At 59.8% G+C, this 22,034-nt stretch carries 11 protein-coding genes and 1 pseudogene; 4 read left to right on the forward strand and 8 right to left on the reverse strand.

Annotated features, from left to right (window positions below):
• Positions 1-95: 95 nt before the first annotated feature.
• Positions 96-6,068 carry an NEL domain-containing protein gene (locus BLR20_RS09050; protein ID WP_054994292.1) on the forward strand — a complete coding sequence of 1,991 codons (5,973 nt, stop codon included), beginning with the start codon at positions 96-98 and terminating at the stop codon, positions 6,066-6,068.
• Positions 6,069-6,127: 59 nt separating this feature from the next.
• Here BLR20_RS09050 and BLR20_RS09055 read toward each other — a convergent pair whose 3' ends face one another.
• Positions 6,128-6,874 (reverse strand): tellurite resistance TerB family protein, encoded by a 747-nt coding sequence (locus tag BLR20_RS09055; RefSeq protein ID WP_054994293.1) that lies wholly within the window; start codon positions 6,872-6,874, stop codon positions 6,128-6,130.
• Positions 6,875-7,172: 298 nt separating this feature from the next.
• On the opposite strand from BLR20_RS09055, the gene BLR20_RS09060 reads away from it, so the two are divergent.
• On the forward strand, positions 7,173-9,263 hold the full coding sequence (locus tag BLR20_RS09060; protein ID WP_054994294.1) for a hybrid sensor histidine kinase/response regulator: 2,091 nt from the start codon (positions 7,173-7,175) through the stop codon (positions 9,261-9,263).
• 59 nt (positions 9,264-9,322) lie between these two features.
• Here BLR20_RS09060 and BLR20_RS09065 read toward each other — a convergent pair whose 3' ends face one another.
• The 3 genes from BLR20_RS09065 to BLR20_RS09075 all read right to left on the reverse strand — a co-directional run bounded on the left by BLR20_RS09065 (position 9,323) and on the right by BLR20_RS09075 (position 12,863).
• Entirely contained in the window at positions 9,323-10,429 is a 1,107-nt protein-coding gene (locus BLR20_RS09065) for an NADH:flavin oxidoreductase/NADH oxidase (protein WP_032615971.1), read from the reverse strand.
• Between the two features lie 112 nt (positions 10,430-10,541).
• On the reverse strand, positions 10,542-12,257 hold the full coding sequence (recJ, locus tag BLR20_RS09070; protein WP_054994295.1) for a single-stranded-DNA-specific exonuclease RecJ: 1,716 nt from the start codon (positions 12,255-12,257) through the stop codon (positions 10,542-10,544).
• A gap of 63 nt (positions 12,258-12,320) precedes the next feature.
• Positions 12,321-12,863 (reverse strand): YaeQ family protein, encoded by a 543-nt coding sequence (locus BLR20_RS09075; protein WP_003314240.1) that lies wholly within the window; start codon positions 12,861-12,863, stop codon positions 12,321-12,323.
• A gap of 325 nt (positions 12,864-13,188) precedes the next feature.
• Between BLR20_RS09075 and BLR20_RS09080 the strand changes: the two genes are divergently transcribed.
• Positions 13,189-14,028: a TIGR02285 family protein gene (locus BLR20_RS09080; protein WP_054994296.1), complete on the forward strand. Its 840-nt coding sequence runs from the start codon at positions 13,189-13,191 to the stop codon at positions 14,026-14,028.
• Between the two features lie 171 nt (positions 14,029-14,199).
• On the opposite strand, the gene BLR20_RS09085 is transcribed toward BLR20_RS09080, so the two are convergent.
• Positions 14,200-14,496, reverse strand: a complete 297-nt coding sequence (locus BLR20_RS09085; RefSeq protein WP_010427951.1) for a DUF3509 domain-containing protein — start codon at positions 14,494-14,496, stop codon at positions 14,200-14,202.
• 289 nt (positions 14,497-14,785) lie between these two features.
• Between BLR20_RS09085 and BLR20_RS09090 the strand changes: the two genes are divergently transcribed.
• Positions 14,786-15,448, forward strand: coding sequence for a response regulator (locus BLR20_RS09090; protein ID WP_010427949.1), 663 nt, complete (start codon positions 14,786-14,788; stop codon positions 15,446-15,448).
• Here the strand turns inward: BLR20_RS09090 and BLR20_RS09095 are convergent.
• The 3 genes and pseudogenes from BLR20_RS09095 to thrC form a co-directional block, all read right to left on the reverse strand.
• Positions 15,421-16,685 (reverse strand): annotated as a pseudogene (locus BLR20_RS09095) (EAL domain-containing response regulator). The gene BLR20_RS09090 and the pseudogene BLR20_RS09095 sit on opposite strands and share 28 nt — an antisense overlap.
• 113 nt (positions 16,686-16,798) lie before the next feature.
• A complete protein-coding gene (locus BLR20_RS09100; RefSeq protein WP_054994297.1) occupies positions 16,799-20,428 on the reverse strand; it encodes an ATP-binding protein in 3,630 nt (1,209 codons plus the stop codon).
• Positions 20,429-20,548: 120 nt separating this feature from the next.
• Positions 20,549-21,958, reverse strand: coding sequence for a threonine synthase (thrC, locus tag BLR20_RS09105; protein ID WP_010427943.1), 1,410 nt, complete (start codon positions 21,956-21,958; stop codon positions 20,549-20,551).
• Positions 21,959-22,034 lie beyond the last annotated feature (76 nt).

Here is a 22,034-nt window from a genome sequence, read left to right on the forward strand (position 1 = left end):
TTCAGAAACAGCGAGGGTACATAGATAGTTAACACTTGCACGGCAAGTCGCAGCCGTAAGCTTTGTCGCCTGTTCATTCACGACAAGGCACTTAAATGCTGGATCTATCTCCGTCGGGCAAGGCGCCTGCGCTCCCGCATCTGCAACTGATAAAAGACAAATCCCCCGCGTGGCTGCTTCAGGCTGAGCCGGCAACTCATGCAGCCTTGCGCAAGGCTTCGCGTCGCCCGGTGCAATGGCTGGCGAGCGCACGTACGTCCAGCCCTGCTCAGGTCGCCGAGCTGCAGCGCCTGTATGCCGAGCACCGCGACCACGAGCAACAGGTTCGTCCGACGCTGGATCGCCTGTCGACGCTGGAGGACTTCGCAAGGCCTCTGCTGACAGCCGCCATCAAGGATCGCTTCGGGCTGGAGGTGGACGTTGCCGACACCTGGCTGTTCCACGCCAGTCGTGCGCGACTCGACCAATCGTTCAATACGGCATCCAGAGACCCGGTAACACAGGCCAACATTGCCCTGAGGGCTGCAACCCAAAGCCTGCTCAAGGCAGCGCTGCAGAATTTCGAAGCCTGGGAAACAGCACCGGGCGCAATGGACTCCAGCACCGGCATCAAGGCCCAGGTGTTTTCTTCCTTTGAAATCCTCGGCCAACAGATCACCGGCAAGTCCTTGCCCATTTCACCGACCGATTTTGCAGCGCTGTGCCGTGAGCTGGACCTGGGCGGCCGATACCAGGCGCATCTTCAGTCCGTCTTCAGCACACCTTTGACACCCGAGGAAACTGCAGACGCTGCGGCATCGAGACTGAGTCAGAGCTTTATGCAACTGGAATCATCGTCGATCCGGCTGCAGTTACAGATTGCATCCCTGCAACAACAGGTCAGCCCGGAGTTGCAAGGCGCCGTTCTGGACATTCTCGATGGCAAACAAGATGTCCGGCTCGATAACAGGCCAGTCAACTGCAGCGTACTGTGCCTGGGTGATATCGAACTAACCAGTATTCTGGTTATTGGCAAGGACCGGGATACTGCTACTCAGGCAGAACGGATTGTGGTGTATATCCCGGATGATCCCGTTGCGCCGCTGAAGGAGTACGACTCGGTCGAAGTGTTTATAAACGCATTGCGCGACCGGATGTTCATCAACGGCTACCTGAACTTCTTCATGCGCTTCATACCTGCGCGCCATCGAAGTGCCTTGCTTGAAAAGTTGTCCGAGCGCCTGCACCCCAAAGTCAAGAAAGGCGGCATTTTCGAGCGTCAGTGGCTGGAGCGTGAAGCCGACCGAAACGCCCGACTCGACCTGAGAGAAAGCGTGCTGCAAGGTCCACTGCTGGACAACCTGTACGAGCGCAAACGCGCAGCCTTGCGCGACGACGCACTGTTTCATGGTGTACCCACCGCGGCGCAGGACCAGAAGACCTTCGATGAGCGTGTGCAGTACTTCATGGACACCGCCTTCAATGTCCTGAATATCGCAGGCTTCGTCGTTCCGGTATTGGGCGAGGTGATGATGGCCGTTACCGCCATTCAGCTGGCTCACGAAGTGTACGAGGGCGTGGAGAGCTGGGCCAAGGACGAGAAACGGCAGGCGTTCGCCTACCTGTTCGATGTGCTCGAGAACGTTGCGCTGATATCGGCGCTTGGCGCCGCAGCGACAGGCGCAGCAGGCATCCCCGCGGTACAGGCGCCCGAGTTCGTGACCAGCCTCAAGCCTGTGGATTTACCGGGTGGCACAACCCGCCTGTGGAAGCCTGACCTGACACCCTTTGCCCATGACATTGTCCTGCCCAAGGGGCTGCAGCCCGACGCTAAGGGCCTGTACACATGGCAAGGCAAACAATGGTTACCACTTGAAGGACGCACCTATTCGGTCAGCCCTGCCGCCAACGGCGACGGTTACCTGATCAAGCATCCGACCCGCGTGGACAGCTACCAGCCCGCCTTGCGACACAACGGCGCGGGAGCATGGCTGCATGAGCTTGATCAGCCGCTGGAGATGGAAGGTCTGACCTTGTTTCGACGGCTGGGCTATTCCAGCGAAACGTTTTCCGACAGCACCGCCAGGCGCATCGTCAACGTCAGCAACACGCCTGAATCGGTGATGCGCGAGGCACTCGCCGATCAGCGTCGCCCTCCGGCATTGCTTGAGGACACGGCGCGCCGCTTCAAACTGGACCAGGAGATCAATCGTTTCATAGAGCAACTGGAAGCCAACGATGTAAACGCGGCGGCACCGCTTCAACTGGAGCTGCTGAGCCAGGACCGTGGCTGGCCGAGCAATCGCGCGCTGGTCCTGGTAGATGCCGAGGGCCGCACACTCCAGACATTCGCTCCGGTCTATCAGCCGGTCGCGGCTGACACCCTCGACATCACTGTGCGTGCCGATCAACCGGATGCCCTGCGCCAAGTGCTGGAAAAACTGAGCAACAACGAAATCCGCACCCTGCTCAACGAAGAGTTCGGCGCAGGTCAGCTCGGCATGTCACCGCGGCTGATCACGCTACGGGCACAATTGGCGGTACGCGCACGCGCCACCAGAGGCTGGCTGTTCGAATCCCGTTACCGCGCATTGAACGTCGCCGAGGCGCACGGAGCGCAAACCCTGCAAAAGGCATTTCCCGGCCTGCCAACGTTGGTTGCTCAGGAGCTGGCCAGCCACGCCTCGCCGGCAGAACGGCTGCAACTCACGACGGAACGCCGTGTGCCGCTACCCATTGCCGAAGAGGCCAGCGTCTATCTACAACAGGTGAGGCTGGCGCGAGCCTATGAAGGGCTTTATCTGACCTCGGCCTCCAGCGCTGACACCGACTGCCTTGCGTTGCACAGCCTTGCAGCACTGCCGCAATGGCCGTCACAGGTCAGGCTGGAGGTCCATGACCGGTATTTCGGTGGCCGGCTGATCGACAGCATCGGTCCCGAGGATGCGCCTGTGCGCAAAGTGCTGGTCAAGGACGGCAATCGTTACGAGACCCGTGACGCTGACGACCAGCACCTGCACGGGCTGGACGATCTTTACTCGTCCGTGCTGCACGCCCTGCCCGATGCCGAACGCAACCAATTGGGCTTTGCCCACACCGGCCAGGGGCAGGCGCTGGCCGCGCTGATCCAGGACAATCCCCTGCCCCGCCGGCACCTCGCGCCACTGCTGAATATGCAGGCGATCAAGCCTGGCAGCAGATCGCCCATGCGCCTGGCCGACGGTCGCCTTGGTTACCCATTGAGCGGCGACGGCAAGGTCGACTGGCACATGACCGATGAGAGCCTGCTGGACAAGATTCGCATGCTTGAACTGGAAGACGCGTTTCCCGAAGACATCCTCGGCCGTCTGCGCCACGCCGGCTGGGACAACAGAACCATTGATGCACGGCTCAACAACCTGCTGGGCGAGCAAATGCTGCTGCGCGCCAGTCTTGACGCCTGGGCCTACGAAACCGTGGCAATGCCCCCTATGAGTCAGGCTTATATCGACAGTCGCGCGCGCATCAACGACGCGATCTGGAACCACTGGCGCCTCAACAATCTCCCCGAGACAGGACGGACGCTTGAGCCGCTGCGCCTGCAACAGGTCTCGCTGAGTGACTTTCCGCGACATCTGCCGGACTTCGTCTTCAATCGCGTTACCGCGCTGCATCTGGAAAACATATCGGTCGGGCCCAGAGCACGTCCGGGTGCAATTGACCTGACACCTGCCGGCATGAACCTGCCCAGGCAGTCGAACAATAGCGCCGATCTCGTCGCGTTTCTGCAACGTTTCCCGAATGCGCGATCGCTGAGCCTGATCAGTGAACCGGCCGCCGGCCTGGCGTCCGAGACCTCGGTGTTTCTCAATCTGCCTCAACACGTCTCCAGTGCGTTGCCGCAACTCACCGATCTGGCGCTGATCAATCAGGGGATTTTTCTGGATCAGGCACAGATAGACCACTTGCGCAGCATGCCCGGCCTGAGAGTGCTCAATCTCAGTGGCAACCGACTGATCAGCATGCTGCCCATGGACCTGAGCTGGCTGCACCTTGATCGCCTGGTGCTGGAGCGGGTCAGCATGCATCGCTGGCCATCCTGGCTGACCGACATGATTCCGAACAATATTCGGGAGCTGTCGGTAGCGCACAACCACCTGACGGAGCTACCGGGCTGGATCCTCGACAATCCGCCCAGTGCCGGACATAGGACACTGATCGACTTACGCGGCAACATCCTGTCCCGACACAGCGCAATGCATGCACGTATCAATGAAGCGATGTCCGGCAATTCCTTCAGTTTTGTCATGGACACTCCGCTTGCCGTACAGGCCGCTATCAACAGGCAATTGAACGAAGGTGCCGAACTATCTGCCGCCGTTGATCAGTGGACGCATGCCTCCAGTTCGATGGCCGTGCCGAGCGAGCAGATCATCGAATCACGCCGTCAGATCGGCAGGATACTGATCGATCACTGGCGAACCTTCAGCCTGGGGCAGATCCATAGACCTCTGCGCCTGGCAGATATTGCCTTGACCGATTTTCCGCGACAGCTGCCGGATTTTTTTTATCGCCAGGTGCGCTATCTGCATCTGAGCAGAATCACCGGCACGGTTTCTGATCTTGATCAACTGTTGCGCCGCATGACCGACCTGACCTCGCTGGAAATAAACGGGCATGTCACCCCCCTCCTGCAACTGCCACCGGCGCTGCTCGAGCTTCGCTCGCTTCGTTCGCTATCGCTGATGGATCAGGGCATGCTGGTCGATCAACAGCACATCGATTTCTTCGGCCGGATTGCCACGCTCGAGCGGCTGGAGCTGGATGGCAACCGGATAGGCGCCATCAGCCATCTGGCCAGCCTCAGTGACACAGCGCTTAACTGGCTGTCACTGAACAATGTCGGACTGGTCGAATGGCCAGCCTGGGTGGAGAGCATGGTTCCGGCGCAAATCAGGACACTGTTGCTGGAGAGCAATCTGATCAGCGAATTGCCAGAGCACATACTCGCCAATCCCGGCAGCGAGTTTGCGCACACGGAAATAAGCCTGCTGAGCAACCCGCTTTCCGAAGACAGCATGCGGCGGGCGCATTTGTCGGAGCGTTACGGACGCTCGTTCACCTTCGACATGGACCTGCCGCCCGAACTCAGCTCGATGGACTGGACAGAACACCATGACTCGGACTCATCAATGTCAGAGTATCTGTCGTCGGCAGGCAGCCGCACATCGACTCCTGAACCCGTCACCGTCGAGCCCTGGCTGGACGACACCAACCCGCTGAGCGCCGGGCGGCGCGAAATCTGGGAGCAACTGGAAGCCAGCGAGCACACTCGCCACCTGCTCGACCTGATCGATTCGCTGCGTCACAGCGCCGACTATCGCAACATCACCAGCCGCGCAGCACTGCGTGAGCGCGTCTGGCGAGTGCTGGTCACCGTGAGTCAGGACCCTCAACTTGGCCAGACCCTCAACGCCATCGCCGAAGAGCCACTCAGGCTGTTCCGTGACAACAACACCTGCCCGGACGGCATCCTTCTGGAGTTCAACCAGATGGAAGTGCTGGTGTTTATCCGGCAGTCATTGCAGAACGTCGTAGCGGAGCAGCGAGGTACCCTTTTGTACCGGCTGACCGTCCGTCTGTATCGCCTGTCCGAGCTGGATGCCGCCGCCCGCGAACAGACCGGGAGCCGTGACGAAGCCGAGGTACGTCTGGCGTATCGCACGCACTGGGCCAGCGCGCTGGACCTGCCCGTGCCGCCGGAAGGCATGCTGTACCAGGCCCACGCCGCCATCAGGCCTGGGGAGTTCGATACGGCACTGCTTCGGGTGCAAAACGGAGAGCACGGCGAGCCCTTCCTGCGCTTCGCCCAGCAGCAGGATTACTGGATCAGCTACCTGCGCGAAACCCATGCTGGACGCTTCGAAGCACTCGAACGTGCCTACAGGACTGAACTGAACCAGCTCACCGACGAATTCGAGCAACGCAATATCAGCCTCGACGATCCGGAATACGAAGGACGGATTCTAGAGTTCGAAGCCAGATTCAAGGAGCAGCAGACAGCGCTGATCAGAGAGCTGACCAACGCTGAAGGACTGGAACATCATTGATTGAGCAAGTTGCCTGGCACAAAAGGCGTGCCAGGCAACCCGCTGGCGGGAGCGCTCGTTTACTGAGCGTTTCGCACCTGCCCTTCAAGCTCGGTCTTGAGGCCGGGCTCCAGCTTCAACTGACGCGCCAACTCATCGAGGTAGGCGCGCTCCATGAAGTGCTCTTCATCCACCAGCATCACACTGGCGATGTACATCTCCGCCGCCATTTCCGGCGTGGTCGCGGCCCGGGCCACTTCTGCCGGGTCCAGCGGCTTGTTCAGCTCGGTGTGAAGCCACTGCTGAAGCGCCTGATCGCTGTTCAGCTTGGTGAACTCACCCTCGATCAGCTCGCGCTCACGCTCATCGACATGACCATCAGCTTTTGCGGCGGCGACCAGTGCGCGAAGGATTGCCTGGCTATGCTGCTCGGCTTCAGCCTCGGGCAGCCGGTCGATGGTTTGCGGTTCGCGCTGTGCGGCTAGCCCCTGACTGGCCTGCCAGTTGTTGTAGGCCTTGTAAGCCAGTACCCCCAGCGCCGCCAGACCTCCGTAGGTCAACACCTTGCCGCCCATCCCGCGTGTGCGTTTGCCGCGCAGCAGACTCATGGCACCTGCAGCCAGTGCACCACCACCAGCGCCGGACAACAGACCACCCAGGCCGCCTTGGGAGACGCCCTGCCCTTTACCACCGCCAAGCAGGCTGCCGAGGCCATTGATCAGTGAATCGCTGCCTGACGATTGCTTGCCGGATTTGCCTTTGTCCTTGTCCTGCAACATGCTTTGTCCGGACTTGAGCAATTGATCGAGTAAACCACGCGTATTCACAGGAAGCCTCCTACAAGGTTTGTCAGATAATTCATTGACCAACAAGTTGAAGAGAAGTCACTGTCTGGCGTTTATCCGTGTGCTTCCGGATGTTACGGGAGCGAACATATCCGCTCGTCAACCTGTCCGGTGTATTGGCGAAATGCTTGCAACCAGCACCCGTGGCGAAGGGTCAATAACGTACAGGCTGTCAGTACAAAGCAGGTATGCAGCCCCTTTCCAGAACTGATCAAACACACATCCTGATTCATGTGAATGCCATTGCACCTCCATACAGATTTTCAGGAGCTTGTCTGACGTGATATCACCCACTGGTTTCCCGATCGCCAACGGCAACGCCGCCGGGATTATCCGTTCCAGGGACTGGAACCAGACCTCACTCGGACCTATCGAGAACTGGCCGGTATCGCTGAAAAACACCCTGAATCTTATCCTCAATTCCCCGGAGTCCATGTACTTGCTGTGGGGGCCGGATCTGGTGTTTTTCCACAATGACGCCTATACCCCGATCCTCGGCCCGCGCAAGGACAACGCCATCGGAGCGCTGATCCCGGATCTGTGGGCGGACGTCTGGGATCAGGTCGCGCCGCTGGTGATCGACGCGCTTGCCGGCAAGCCCTGCCATTACAAGGATTTGCCGCTGACCATGGCGCGCTACGGTGAGGTCGAGCAGACATGGTGGTCATTCTCGTTTTCACCGGTGATCGACGAGCACGGCGTAGTGGTCGGCATGTTCTGCATCACCAACGAAACCACCGCGCACGTCCTCAATCAGCAGGCGCTGCAGGAAAGCGAGCGCAAACGCCTGAAACTGATCGATGACCTGGTGAATCTGGAACGACAGCAGACCGCCAGACTTGAACAACGCACGCTGGAGCTGGACACGTTTTGGGAGATATCTCCGGACCCGCTGGCGATCCTCGATTTCAACGGTATCTTCCTGCGCGTAAACCCGGCCTGGACAGCGCTGCTGGGCCACCCGGAACACGAGCTGCTCGGCACCTCCATCATGACCTTGCTGCATCCGGATGATGTCCGCAACACCCAGAACGCCCTGAAACACGCCACCAACCACGTACTGCCGCTGTTTGAAAATCGTTACCAGCATGTCGACGGCAGCTATCACTGGTTCGGCTGGACCGCTGCACCCGGCAATGGAATCATTTTTGCGCTGGGCAAGCACCTGACCCACGAAAAGGACCGCATCAAGGCCCTGCGTATTGCCGAAGAGGCCCTGATTCAATCGCAGAAAATGGAAGCGGTCGGGCAATTGACCGGTGGGCTTGCCCATGACTTCAACAACCTGCTGATGGGTGTGACCGGCAATATGGAGCTGCTGCTGTCGAGGATCAGACAGGAACGCTTCACGGAGCTGGATCGCTACATCAACGCAGCACTGGAAGGATCGAGACGTGCGGCATCCCTGACCCATCGACTGCTGGCATTCTCGCGCCGTCAGACGCTGGCCCCCAAGGCCACGGATATCGACCTTCTGGTCGCGGGCATGGATGAACTGATCCGGCGCACCGTGGGGCCGGCCATCGACATGCAGGTCAGTGCCTCCTGCGGACTATGGTCGACCCTGGTTGATCCGCATCAGCTGGAAAACTCGCTGCTCAACCTGTGCATCAACGCCAAGGACGCCATGCCCGATGGCGGAAAACTGCTGATCCAGACGGGCAACCGCCACCTGACTGCAGCCACGGCAACCAGGTATCAACTGCCCGCGGGCCGCTATGTCGAGCTGTCCGTCAGCGACACCGGCACGGGCATGAGCAAGGACGTCATGGCGCGGGCCTTCGACCCATTCTTCACCACCAAACCGACAGGCATGGGCACTGGTCTGGGGTTGTCGATGATTTACGGGTTTGCCCGGCAGTCAGGCGGCGGCGTGCACATCACCTCGAAGCTGGGAGAGGGTTCGAAGGTCTGCATTCTGCTGCCGATGCACGAAGGTGAAGCTGAAACGGTGGCCCTCGATGAAAGCCCGCTGCAAGTCCCCGCCGCCAGCACCGGCGACGAAACCATTCTGGTCGTCGATGACGAGCCCGCCATACGCTTGCTCATTGCAGAGTTGCTTGAAGACCTTGGCTACGTCGTTTTACAGGCTGAACGAGGCGCCGACGCGCTGACTATTCTGCAATCCAAAGCGGCGATCGACCTGCTGATTACAGACGTCGGTCTGCCGGGCGGCATGAACGGCCGTCAGGTCGCAGACGCGGCTCGCGATGTCCGGCCTGATCTGAAGATTCTGTTCGTGACCGGTTATGCTGAGAACGCTGCGTTGGCGCATGACACACTTCAGCCAGGCATGCATGTACTGCCCAAGCCGTTTGCGATTGCCGAACTGATCGGCCGCGTCACCGAGTTGCTGGAAGGCGAGTCATAAAAAACGAGCGCCGTGCGGCGCTCGTTTTTCGGTATCGCTATCAGCGCGCCGACTGGCGATCAGTCGCGCAGGTCAGACTCATGGATGGGCTGATCACGGTGTGTCGCGCGTTGATACTGCGCAGGCCAGGTGGCCAGGCGGCCACCCAGGTCTTCATCAGCCCGCAGTGGCCAGTACGGATCACGCAGCAGCTCACGCGCCAGCAGGATGATATCGGCCTGCCCGGTCCGCAGAATATGTTCTGCCTGAGCGGGGTCGGTAATCATGCCCACCGTACCCGTCGCAATGTCGGACTCTTTGCGAACCCGCTCGGCAAAGCGCGTCTGGTAGCCAGGGCCGACCGGAATTTCCGCATTGGCTGAAGTGCCGCCCGACGATACATCGATCAGATCGGTTCCGATCGCTTTCAACCGACGCGCCAGCTCGACCGTTTCATCGGCGTTCCAGCCGTCTTCCACCCAGTCGGTAGCGGACACGCGAACGAACAATGGCAGCTCTGCAGGCCACACTGCACGCACTGCTTCGGTCACTTGCAGGGTCAGGCGAATGCGGTTCTCGAATGAACCGCCATACTCGTCGGTACGCTGGTTGCTCAGAGGCGACAGGAACTGATGCAGCAAATAGCCATGGGCAGCGTGGATTTCCACCACCTTGAAGCCCGCCTCCAGGGCACGTCGTGCGGAATCGACAAACGCCTTGATCAACTCCTGAATCTGCATCTCGCTCAATTGCACAGGCGAAGTGTGTTGCGGATCGAAAGCAATCGCCGAAGGCCCGACCGGGGTCCAGCCGCCTTCATTGAGGGAAATACTGCCGTGCTTGCCAAGCCATGGGCGCCAGGTGCTGGCCTTGCGGCCAGCGTGCGCCAGCTGGACGCCTGCGACAGCACCCTGAGCGTTGATAAAGCGGGTTATGCGTTGCAACGGTTCGATCTGTTCGTCGTTCCACAGCCCGAGGTCTTCAGGAGTGATACGACCGTCCGGCGTCACCGCCATCGCTTCGGTGATGACCAGGCCGGCACCACCGACGGCACGGCTTCCCAGGTGAACCAGATGCCAGTCATTGGCCAGGCCATCAACACTGGAGTACTGGCACATCGGCGAGACTGCGATGCGGTTGCGAAGGGTCAATTGACGCAGGGTGTAGGGTTCAAGCAGCAGGCTCATGGCGACCTCTCGTAATGAAAATTCAGGTGTCCAGGCCCCGTTCATTCACAGAACAGGTTTGGCAGACTGTGTAGAGTCGACAACCCGGTAGGGAGAGGGGTTCCTGCTATCGTCAGCGTGGTGCGATATGCACCACCATCAATTGCACGGTTTCGTTACCGCGAAACTCGTTGAGGTCGAGTTTGTAGGCCAGCTCGACCCAGCGGATATTCGGATTGGGCCAGATATCGCGGTCGACGCCGAACGCAATGCCATCGAGTTTGACGCTGCCGCACTCGGTCTTGAGCACCATTTTCAAGTGACGCTCGCCCACTACCCGCTGCTCGACCAGCTGAAACACGCCATGGAACAAGGGCTCGGGGAAGTGCTGCCCCCAGGGACCGGCATTACGCAGGGCGCGGGCCAGTTCCAGATGAAACTCCTCGACCGCCAGCGAGCCGTCGGACAGCAGACGACCGGTCAGGTCCTGCTCATCAAGCTGACGACGCACCTCCTGGTCGAACGCGTCGGCAAACGCCGGGAAGTTCTCTTCAGGCAGCGAGAGGCCTGCCGCCATCGCGTGGCCGCCGAACTTGCTGATCAGATGCGGATGACTGGCTGCCACGGCGTCCAGCGCATCGCGAATGTGAAACCCCGGTACCGAACGGGCCGAGCCTTTGAGCACGCCCTCCCCCGCGCTGGCGAACGCGATGGTGGGGCGGTGGTAACGCTCCTTGAGACGTGAAGCGAGGATGCCGATGACACCCTGGTGCCATTCGGCATCGAACAGGCAGAGGCCGAACGGCATCGACTCCAGCGGCAGGTCCTTGAGCTGCGCGAGCGCTTCACGTTGCATGCCCTGCTCGATGGATTTGCGATCCTGATTCAACTCGTCCAGCTGCACGGCCATTTCCCGCGCCAGTGTCGGGTCGTCGCAGAGCAGGCATTCGATGCCCAGGCTCATGTCATCCAGACGCCCTGCCGCGTTCAGGCGTGGCCCGAGAATGAATCCCAGGTCGGTGGAGGTGATGCGCGCAGGTTCACGTCGTGCAACTTCCAGAATGGCGCGCAGCCCCGGTCGGGCACGCCCGGCACGGATACGCATCAGCCCCTGATGGACCAGAATGCGGTTGTTGGCATCCAGTGGCACCACATCGGCCACGCTGCCCAACGCAACCAGGTCCAGAAGCTCGCCCAGATTAGGCTGGGCACGCTGATTGCTCTCGAACCAGCCGGTCTCGCGCAGACGCGCACGCAAGGCCATCAGTACATAGAAAATGACCCCGACACCGGCCAGCGATTTGCTGGGAAAGGTACAGCCTGGCTGATTCGGGTTGACGATGGCGTCGGCGGCCGGAAGCTCGTGGCCGGGCAAATGGTGATCGGTTACCAGTACCTGCAGGCCTGCCGCCTTGGCCGCCGCCACGCCGTCGACGCTCGAAATGCCGTTATCCACGGTGATCAACAGCTGAGGTTCGCGCTGCAACGCCACTTCGACGATTTCCGGCGTCAGGCCGTAGCCGTATTCAAACCGGTTGGGCACCAGATAATCGACATGCGCCGCGCCCAGCAGACGCAGGCCCAGAACACCCACGGTGCTGGCGGTCGCGCCATCGGCGTCGAAATCGCCGACGATCAGCATGCGCTGACCTTCGTGCAGCGCAGTGACCAGCAGGTCTACTGCAGCATCGATACCCTTGAGTTGCTGATAGGGGATCAGCCGCGCCAGGCTTTTGTCCAGTTCGGCCTCGCAGGCCACACCGCGCGCTGCGTACAGACGAGTAAGCAAGGGCGGCAGGTCGCCAAGGAACGGCAAGGTGTCGGGCAATAGACGAGGTTCGATGCGCATGCGGGTCAGCTGATTCTCTTTGCAGTGTCGATGAATATGTTTTTCGATCGGAACCGGCGGCTGTCAGCCGCGCTCGCCCGCAAGCCATTGCAACTGGACTTCATGCTGGCCGCGGTCGTCAGTGACGAACACCGTCCCTTCACTGATCATCACATCCCACTTGATGACCCGCGGCATGTCCTTGGCCAGCACTTCCAGCACTTCCTGCGGGACGGCGGCGATATTGACGTTTTTCAGGTTCTTGATCGCCGGGATGACCTTGCCTTCCCAGACGCGCAGGCTGCCGTAGGCCAGCAGGCTGGTGCGTTCGGTGCGGCGCGAACACCAGGTCAGTCGGTCGGCGTCCGGCTGGCCGACTTCGATCCAGTGCAGAACGCGGTCATCCAGGCTTTTTTCCCACAGAGCGGGCTCGTCCACATCAGACAGACCGCGACCGAACGACAACTGTTCGTTGTACCAGAAGGCATAGGCCAGCAGACGCACGGTCATGCGCTCTTCGGTTTCCGAAGGATGGCGGGCAATGGTCTGCTTGACGCTCTCGTACACGCCGCGATCAAGGTCGGTGAGATTGAGTTCGAATTTGTAGGTCGTGGACGGCTGGGCCATGAACGGGCTTCTAGAGTCTGGAGGGAAGACGGCAAGTCTACCCGATGCCGGGCCTGTGAACGAACTTGCTCGCGCAAGGATGTGTTTGCCCCCCATTTGCAGGACGAACAAAAATCGATAGTTTGAAACAAATTTCTGATACATATCTGTGCTAATGACGATATGCGGCGAGCACCCGGACTCCCAACCGGGGCACCTGAATGTGACGCCACTGGCGCAGCGCCATTCAAATAGCTGCCAACCCTACCTCAGACTGTTGAACCCTTTTCGAGGATGACACCCGCGAATGCCCCTTCCTGCCTCGTACTGTACAACGGCTCGATTGATGCTCGCCCTGTCGCTGGCTGCCATGCCGTGTGTCAGCCAGGCCAGGGAGACGCTGACCTGGCTGATGCGCGACATCCCTCCTTCGACGATTTTTTCCGGTTCCATGCGCGGGCAAGGAGCAATTGATCAGCTGATGCCCTTGCTGACCGCGCAAATGCCCGAATACGATCATGTGCTGATGCGGGTCAACCGCGCCAGGGCTCTGCAAATGCTGAGCGACGACACGTCTCTCAGTTGTGATCCCACCATGCTGTGGACGGCAGAAAGAGCCAGAACCCTGCTTTTTTCCATACCGATCGGCGCCATCCTCAGCAGCGGTCTGATTGTGCGAAAGGAGGAAATGTCGAAGTTCGCGCCCTACGTCGAGGACGGAAAAATCGACGTCGCGGCCTTGATGGCCAGCCGGACGATCAAATTGGGCATCGTTGCCGAACGCAGCTATGGAGAAATGATCGACCACACGCTGCACGACGTCGATGAAGATACCCTCGTGCCGCACTACGGTAACGATGCCGTCGGCAGTCTGGTGCAAATGGAGCGCCTGGGGCGTCTGCAAGCCTTTATCAGTTTTTGGCCGGAAGCACGCTACCAGGCCATGCAACAAGGCATAAGGCCGGAGGAACTGACCTTCTTGCCGATCAAGGGCAATCCTGCGTACCAGTTCGTCTACGTCAGTTGCAGCAACTCGCCCGAGGGCGAGCGGGCCATTGAACTTATCAACCGCGAGATGCGCGTGCTGCGCGAAACCAGCCTGATGGGCTTTTATGCGCAGTGGCTGGAGCCCGCGCAACGGGCGGGCTACCTGGAGGACGTCAGGGCACTGCTGGACAAGGAGTGACCGGACAAAAGAAACCCCGGGCAGAGGGGGACCTGCTCGGGGTAAACATGACCATTCCGGTCAGTACGTCAGCCTTTGATCACCGGAGCACAATGATCAAACCTGACGTAATGGATAGGAGTGCAGCAAACCCGTCAGGTTCCAATATCCTGAACGTCGGTTAAGCAACTGTTAAGCAAATGACGGAGTGCCAACAAATGTGCGGCTGGTTGCAGCATTGCGCATGGCAGCAATGACGCAGGGTTCGATTCGACCCTCGGCAACCATCAGATCGCGGCGCAGACCGTCTACCACGTCGGTGAGCTGACGCTTGTCGCTCAGTTGATCTGCGCCGAAGGCTCGCTCGATCACGCAGGTGCCCGCTTTGTCTTTCAGAGTCACCAGACGTTCGCCCCGAGAGCCGGCCGGGCCAATACTGGCCTGATAGGGAGCCAGCGCTTCGCTTAGCAGTAAGCTGATATTTTCCATCCGGATCACCACTCAACAGTTTGAATGCAAAGGTGCTAACCAATGACCATCGGCGACAGCAGAAAGTTCTTTCTATCGCCAGATCGCAGCACCTGTCTGTGATTTCGAGCATGCCTGTTGAATGTGACAAGGAAAAAACCGTACGCCGATGACAACAGAATGTGAGCCTGTAGGAAGAATCCAACACAATTCCGCTACACGTCCTACAAGGTGCCTATGCTCTTGATCACTGCTTCAACTCACTGCATCGCGTGCAATACGCGTATAGCCTTTTTGACGGAGCCACCTCTTGAGCGATTCCGCTGATCGCCCGTTGCGGGTCATCGTGGCTGATGACCACCCTATTTTTCTCATCGGCCTGCGGGTCGTACTGGAACAGGACAATCTCGCCAGCGTCATCGCCGAGGCCTGCAATCCGGACGAACTGCTTCAGGTGCTCGAACGCCACGCCTGCGATGTGCTGGTGACTGACTTCATGATGCCCGTCGAACGGCAGAACGATGGCCTGCGTCTGCTGCAGCGCATTCGCCGGGACTTTCCGGCGCTGCCAGTGATCGTCGTGACGACCCTGAGCAATGCCGGACTGTTTCAGTCCATGCTTGACCTGAATGTGCGGGGTCTGTTGAGCAAGGCCAGCCTTGCCGGAGAGCTTCCTGCTGCCATCCGCAGCGTCAGGCGCGGTGGGCTTTTTGTCGCTGAGTCCGTACGCAGGGTACTCAGAGAGGCTCGGCAGCACGGGCCTGATACGCCGCTGCCGTCAGAACGCCTGTCGCCGCGGGAACTGGAAGTGTTACGCCTGCTGTCGGCTGGCCACACGGTCGGCCAGATCGCGGCGCAACTCAATCGCAGCAAACAGACCGTCAGCGCTCAGAAAGTCGCCGCCATGCGCAAGCTCGGACTGGCCAATGACGCTGCCCTGTTCATTTATTTGCAGGAAAGCGGCATGTCCTGAGGCGAGTCGTCTTGCGAAACGGCTTGCAGATGGCCGCTATCACGCTCCGCCATCCAGCGCATGAACGCCGGCACCGGCATCGGACGGGCAATGAAATACCCCTGGATGGCGGGATCGCCCAACGCAAGCAGACTGTGGACGTCCTCAATCGTCTCGACACCTTCAACCACTACCGACATCGACAACCGCTGCGCCATGAGCAGGGCACCGGCCACCACCGCCGATTTACGCGCGTCGTCGGCCATGCCGCGCACGAACTCGGTGGGTATTTTCAGTTCGCTGAAAGGTAATTGCAGAAGCCGGTCGATATTCGAAGCGCCCATGCCAAAGTCATCGATAGACAACTTGCAACCCTGCATGCACAACCTCAACAGGCCTTCGAGCTGCCAGGTTTCCGGGCGCGCGGCGTCCTGCTCGAGAATTTCCAGGGTCAGCGCGGTTGCCGGTACGCCATGACGGGCGAGCGCTTGCGTGATCTGCTCGGCGAAATCCAGCTGTTGCAGCACTTGCGGGTCAATATTGACGGCAACCGACAGCGGCTCACCCTGCTCGCGCATGACCTGCGCAGAGAACTGCAGGGCCTGATCCAAAACCAGCCAGGTCAACGCAACCGTCAGCCCTTCAGCCTCGGCCCGGGGGCCAGCAGGCCGTACAGGGGGTGCTGCCAGCGAACCAGCGCTTCGACACCCAGCAACTCGCCCTGCAGACTGACCTTGGGTTGAAAATAGGCGATCCATTGTTCGGCAATGGACGCCACGTCTATAGGTCCATTGCCTGTCGGGTCAAACAATTCAATGGCGGAAAGAGCTCCGAACGCGCTGCCGGCAGACGCCTGCGACACGCAGTCTGAGCGGCCGGGCCCATATGCTTCGAGCAGCTCGTACAAGGCCACGGCGGAGGCAGGTTTCTGCATGTAGCCCAGAACGTTCAGGCCTTGGGCGAGCGCCAGCTGCGCGACCCCTTCCAGCACGCAGGCGGCGGAACAGCTGACAATGATCAACGCTCGCGCCAGACCGTTCTCGGCCATGAAGCGGATCAGTTCCAGACCATCGGGCCCTTCCATCTGCAAATCACAGATCGCGATGTCGACAGGACCGCGGCTTTGCAGGGAAAGCCTGGCAACCTCGACACTGTCGGCCGCCAGCACATCGAACACCTGATTGGCGTTGAGCATCTGATGCAGAGCCATCAGCTGAAAGGGATGATCTTCGAGAATCAGAACCTTGAGTGAGTGCACAATCACGCCTGCGGAGTCGGAGCCATCGGCCCGGGATAGCACTCACTGTAGCTCGTCCAGGGCACCCGCCCCATAGGACATGTCCTAAACCCGCCAGATCTTGTCCGCAGGGCTCAATCGCCTGGCACGGCAGTCTCGGGCACGACCACCAGTTGCAATTCGATATCGGCGCGCAGGCCGGTCATGGCCGCCTCCAGTGCCTGCCAGCGTTCAACCAGACTGGTCGCGCTCTGCAGCCGGACACTGTCATCCAGCGCGGCGCAGGCCTTGGCAAGCGGTACTGCGTCAACCAGACTCGCAGCGCCCTTGAGCCGATGCAGACAGGCGCCCAGCGTCTTCCAGTCATTGGCCGACACCGCAGGCTCCAGCAAAGCGTGTTCATGCCTCAGATTCTTCCATAGCTCGCCCAGCAACCGTTGCATCTGCTGCGGGTTGGCCTGAGTCATGGTTTGCAGCGTACCGATGTCGAACGTCGGCTCACGTACCCGATCCGCCAGCTCCTGAGCCAGACGCGCCAGTGACAGGGGCTTGATCAGCAGGCCGTCCATGCCAGCCTGCTCGCAACGTGCCGCCTCGTCGCTCATCGCGTTGGCGGTACACCCAATCACCGGGCAGCGCTGACGCTGCTCTTTTTCTTCAATCTGGCGAATGGCCTGGGTCAATGCGTAGCCGCTGATGCCCGGCATGTTGCAGTCGGTGATGACCGCATCGAACCCCCCTTCACACCAGCTCGAAAGCGCCGCCTTGCCGTCTTCGACAGCCGTTACCTGATGGCCAAGAAACTCCAGTTGTCCGGTCAGCACCAGACGATTGGCCGACATGTCATCGACCACCAGCAGGTGCAGGCTGCGCGTATCGACAGGCGCATCCAGAACATCCTCGGTTGGCGACACCGGCTCGTTCAGCCTGGTCAACGGCAAGTCGACAGTGATCAGTGTCCCCTGCCCCGGCTCGCTATGCAGACTGATATCGCCCTTCATCAATTCCACCAACTGCCGGGTAATACTCAGCCCCAGCCCGCTCCCTCCATAGTGTGCGGCCGTGTCGTCGCTTGCCTGAGTGAAGGGTTGAAATACATGCTGCTGACGCTCCGGCTCGATACCTTCGCCACTGTCCTGAATACTGATACGCACGCGCGTAGAGCCGGATGATTCACTGGTCACATCGACCTTCACGACCACCGCCCCTTGCCGGGTGAACTTCAACGCGTTACCCAGCACGTTGTGCAACACCTGACGCAACCTCATCGGGTCAAGCCAGTAGTCGCCTCGCGCCTGCGCGGAAAACTCCATGCGCAGCTCGACAGACTTCTCCCGGGCCTGCGCGGAAAACAGTTCGATCACGCCGTCGAAAAGGTCGTGCAAGGGGGTGATGGCCAGTGACAACTGCAGACTGCCCGCTTCGATTCTGGCCAGATCAAGACTCTCGCCAATCAGCGCTACCAGCTCCCTAGCCGAACGGTGCGCCACCTGCAGGCCATGCGAGGGGGTCTCTCCACGGCGCAAAGTATGTTCGCGCTCCAGCTCCAGCAGGCCGATGATTGCGCCCATCGGCGTGCGAATTTCATGGCTCATGCTGGCCAGAAAAGCGCTTTTCGCTTCGTTGGCCTGAGCGGCCATGCGCATGGCGTTCTGAAGTTGCTGTTCCAGTTGCTTGCGCTCGGTGATGTCGATCCAGCCCCCGAGCAGCCCCTGCAACTGCCCGTCGGCGGCGAAGAAAGGCACCGTCCATTGCCAGACATCCATACGTTTGCCGGGCAGTTCGAGGGTGCGATCGGAAAAGACCGGCTGATGGTCCTTCAGCAGATTAAGGTAATCGGTGTGCATCTGCTCGGCCAAGGCACGCGGGATCAGATTGACATCTGTGAGGCGTCGGCCATTCATCTGTTCGAAGCTGATGCCCAGGCTCTGCTCATAGCTACGGTTGCAGGAAATCAGTCGCCCTTTGAGGTCGCGCACGTAAATAGGATTGGGGATACCGTCGAGCAAAGCGTGTTTGAACGCGAGTTGATCATTGAGCTGCCTTTGCGCCTTTTGACGCTGACGAATCTGCACCTTGAGACGACTGCTCCAGGCCAGCGACACCAGTCCGGCCAGCAGCGCCAGGGATACCACCCAGAATACCCACTGTGGTATGCGCCCCCAAAGGGATGGCTGAGGCAGCGCCGAGCCCAGCCAACGCATACGGATCGAGCGCAACTCGGCCACCGGAAACTCTTCCAGTGCCTTGTTCAGAATACCCAGGAGTTCGGGCTGGGTCTTGATCACTGAAAACCTGTCTGGCGACCACTGTCCTTCGACACTGCGGGCAACCTTCAGCCGTCCGGACGGAAACAGATAGGCGCCCACTTCATTCTGGATGGTCGCGTCAGCAGCGCCGCTTTCCACCAGCGCACGGGCCTGATCATAGGTGTCTACCAACCGCAACTGGATCGTGGGGTGCTCGCGCCTGATCATGTCCTCGAGCGCATGTCTGGCAGGCAGTGCCAGTACTTTCCCGGACAGGCTGTCGAGCGATATGTGCGACGATTGGTCAGAGCGCACCACAAACATCCAGCTATTGCCGCCGAACGAATAGGTAAAATCCAGAAACCGTCGGCGCTCGGTGTTTTCCGCGAGCGTCGTGTTCATGTCGAACTGACCCGCGCGCAGCACGTCGATAGCCTGCTGCGTGGAAGGTAATTCCTGATGAACGAACTGCAGGCCGGTCATGCGTGAGATGCGTGATAGCACATCAGCGTTCAACCCTACCCAGTGGCCATTATTGTCCTTGTAGATATACGGGGGGTGCTGGACCGTGGCGATGGTCACACTCGGGTGCTTTAGCAACCAGCCCCGCTCGGCACTGGTGAGGCGAATCCGCTGCCCTTCAACATCAGCGCCCAGGCCCATGGTCCAGCGACCGAGCACTTCACGACCGGTCGACGGGGCAATGCTGTCCAGGGCCCGATTGATCAGGGCCAGCAAGCGGCGCTCGTCGTCACGTACCGCAAAGGAAAACCCCACCGGGGGCAACCGACTTTCGAATTTGATCTGCAGACCGAGATAGGGACGCAGGGCGGTATAGGCACGCACAATGACTTCGTTGCCGATGAACACATCCACTTCACCCTGACTCAGGGCTTCCAGGGCACTGTAAAGGTTGGGCGCAATAATGATCTGGCTGTCAGGATAAACACTGTGCAGCACGTCCGAATCGGCATAGCCATCAAGCAGCACGACCTTCTTGCCGGCCAGGCCCGACGAAGGTCCCAGGTCGTTGCCACGGCCAACGACTACCGATCGATCGGGCATGTATTCGGTTGAGAAGGACAGACCTTTCACACCCCGTTCGAAACCATTGGCACTGGTCAGCAGGTCTATCTTGCCGTCGCGCAGCGCTTCGATAGCCTCATCACGCTTGGCATACCCGGTAACCTGCACCGGGAGGTTCAACTGGTCGCTGACCAGCCCCAGGTAGTCGGCACTGATGCCCTGATAACGGTTACGGTCACTGGTGATATCAACCGGCTCGTAGTCGGCAATCGCAATGCCCACCCGAAGGACCTTGCGCTGCTCCAGCCAGGCCCGATCCTGATCTGCGAGGCTAAGATCCTCCGAAGCCACGAACGGGGCTGTCAGTGAAAACGGCAAGCTCTGCGCCGCATTGGCTACCCCGGCAAAGACCAGCGCCAGCAATACCCATACCCTGCGCCACGCGCGGCCTCTCGATATGCTGCCTGCCTCCCTGACTACGCTTTGCATACTTGCCTGCTTCACTACGAATGACCCGACTCTATGGTTCGAAAAACCAGCGAAGTTTGGCACGTAGAAACAGAAAGGCCCGCCAAGTGGCGGGCCTAAAGTTGTTACACGACGCTTCGATCAGAGCGGCTTGCCGCGATTGCCGTGCTGGCTGACAAACGCCTGTATGGCTTTCAGGTCGTTTGGCAGAACAGTACAGCGCTCGTCCCGCTCGAACAAATCAGACAAATGTGCAGGTAGCTCAAGCGCTTTTCCTACACCGGCCTTCTCCACAGCTTCCGGAAACTTGACCGGATGCGCCGTGCCCAGAATCACCATCGGCGTGTCCAGACTGCGTCTGCATTCGCGGGCAGCCTTCACCCCGATAGCGGTATGCGGGTCGAGCAACTCGCCGGTACTGGCGAACACTTCGGTGATGGTGGTGCAGGTGTCTTCGTCGCTGACCGCCAGCGAATCGAACAGTTTGCGGGTCTCGGTCCAGCGCTCTTCTTCGACGCTGAAGCCGCCACCCTGGCGGAACGTGCTCATCAACTCGGCAATTGCAGCGCCGTTGCGGCCGTGCATATCGAACAGCAGACGCTCGAAGTTGGACGACACCATGATGTCCATGGAAGGCGACAGCGTGGCGTGCAGGGTCTCCTTGACGTACTGATTGCCGCTCATGAAGCGGTGCAGGATGTCGTTGCGATTGGTGGCAACGATCAACTGGTTGATCGGCAGCCCCATGTTGCGTGCCAGGTAGCCGGCGAAGATATCGCCAAAATTACCGGTCGGCACCGAGAACGACACCGAACGCGCAGGCCCACCCAATTGCAGCGCTGCATGGAAGTAGTAAACGATCTGAGCCATGATCCGCGCCCAGTTGATCGAGTTGACCGCGACCAGACGCGTGCCCTTCAGGAAGCTTTGATCGGCGAAGCTGTCCTTGACCATTTCCTGGCAGTCGTCGAAGTTGCCTTCGACGGCGATGTTATGAATGTTGTCGCCAAAGATAGTGGTCATCTGCCGACGCTGTACATCCGATACCCGATTGTTCGGATGCAGGATGAAGATATCGACGTTGTCGCAGCGACGGCAGCCTTCGATGGCCGCAGAACCGGTGTCGCCCGAGGTAGCGCCGATGATCACGACACGCTCGCCGCGCTTGGCCAGTACATAGTCCAGCAGACGACCAAGCAGTTGCAGTGCGAAGTCCTTGAACGCCAGCGTCGGACCATGGAACAGTTCGAGCACCCACTCGTTGCCGTGGAGCTGGCGCAGCGGCGCAACAGCGCTGTGGGCAAACACGCCGTAGGTCTCTTCGAGAATCTTTTTGAAGTCGGCATCCGGGATGCTGCCAGCCACGAAGGGGCGCATCACCCGGAAGGCGAGTTCGTGATAAGGCAGACCTGCCCAGGAAGCGATCTCTTCCTGCGTGAAGCGTGGCAGGTTTTCCGGCACATAGAGGCCGCCATCGCTGGCCAGACCAGTCAACAGCACATCTTCGAAATTCAGGGCCGGCGCCTGGCCGCGAGTACTGATATAGCGCATGGGATCAAACCTTTGGTCTGGGCTGAAAGCCAGGGCCCTCAGGCTGCAAAATCGAAACGATCGGCTTGCAGCCTGG

Source organism: Pseudomonas congelans, assembly GCF_900103225.1.
Taxonomy (GTDB): Bacteria; Pseudomonadota; Gammaproteobacteria; order Pseudomonadales; family Pseudomonadaceae; genus Aquipseudomonas; species Aquipseudomonas congelans.

Bases quoted from the DNA above. Each gene is read 5' to 3' on its own strand.
- BLR20_RS09050 (WP_054994292.1), top strand. From the start codon at position 96: ATGCTGGATCTATCTCCGTCGGGCAAGGCGCCTGCGCTCCCGCATCTG.
- BLR20_RS09065 (WP_032615971.1), bottom strand. From the start codon at position 10,429: ATGAGCCTGCTGCTTGAACCCTACACCCTGCGTCAATTGACCCTTCGC.
- recJ (WP_054994295.1), bottom strand. From the start codon at position 12,257: ATGCGCATCGAACCTCGTCTATTGCCCGACACCTTGCCGTTCCTTGGC.
- BLR20_RS09075 (WP_003314240.1), bottom strand. From the start codon at position 12,863: ATGGCCCAGCCGTCCACGACCTACAAATTCGAACTCAATCTCACCGAC.
- BLR20_RS09080 (WP_054994296.1), top strand. From the start codon at position 13,189: ATGCTCGCCCTGTCGCTGGCTGCCATGCCGTGTGTCAGCCAGGCCAGG.
- BLR20_RS09085 (WP_010427951.1), bottom strand. From the start codon at position 14,496: ATGGAAAATATCAGCTTACTGCTAAGCGAAGCGCTGGCTCCCTATCAG.
- BLR20_RS09100 (WP_054994297.1), bottom strand. From the start codon at position 20,428: ATGCAAAGCGTAGTCAGGGAGGCAGGCAGCATATCGAGAGGCCGCGCG.
- thrC (WP_010427943.1), bottom strand. From the start codon at position 21,958: ATGCGCTATATCAGTACTCGCGGCCAGGCGCCGGCCCTGAATTTCGAA.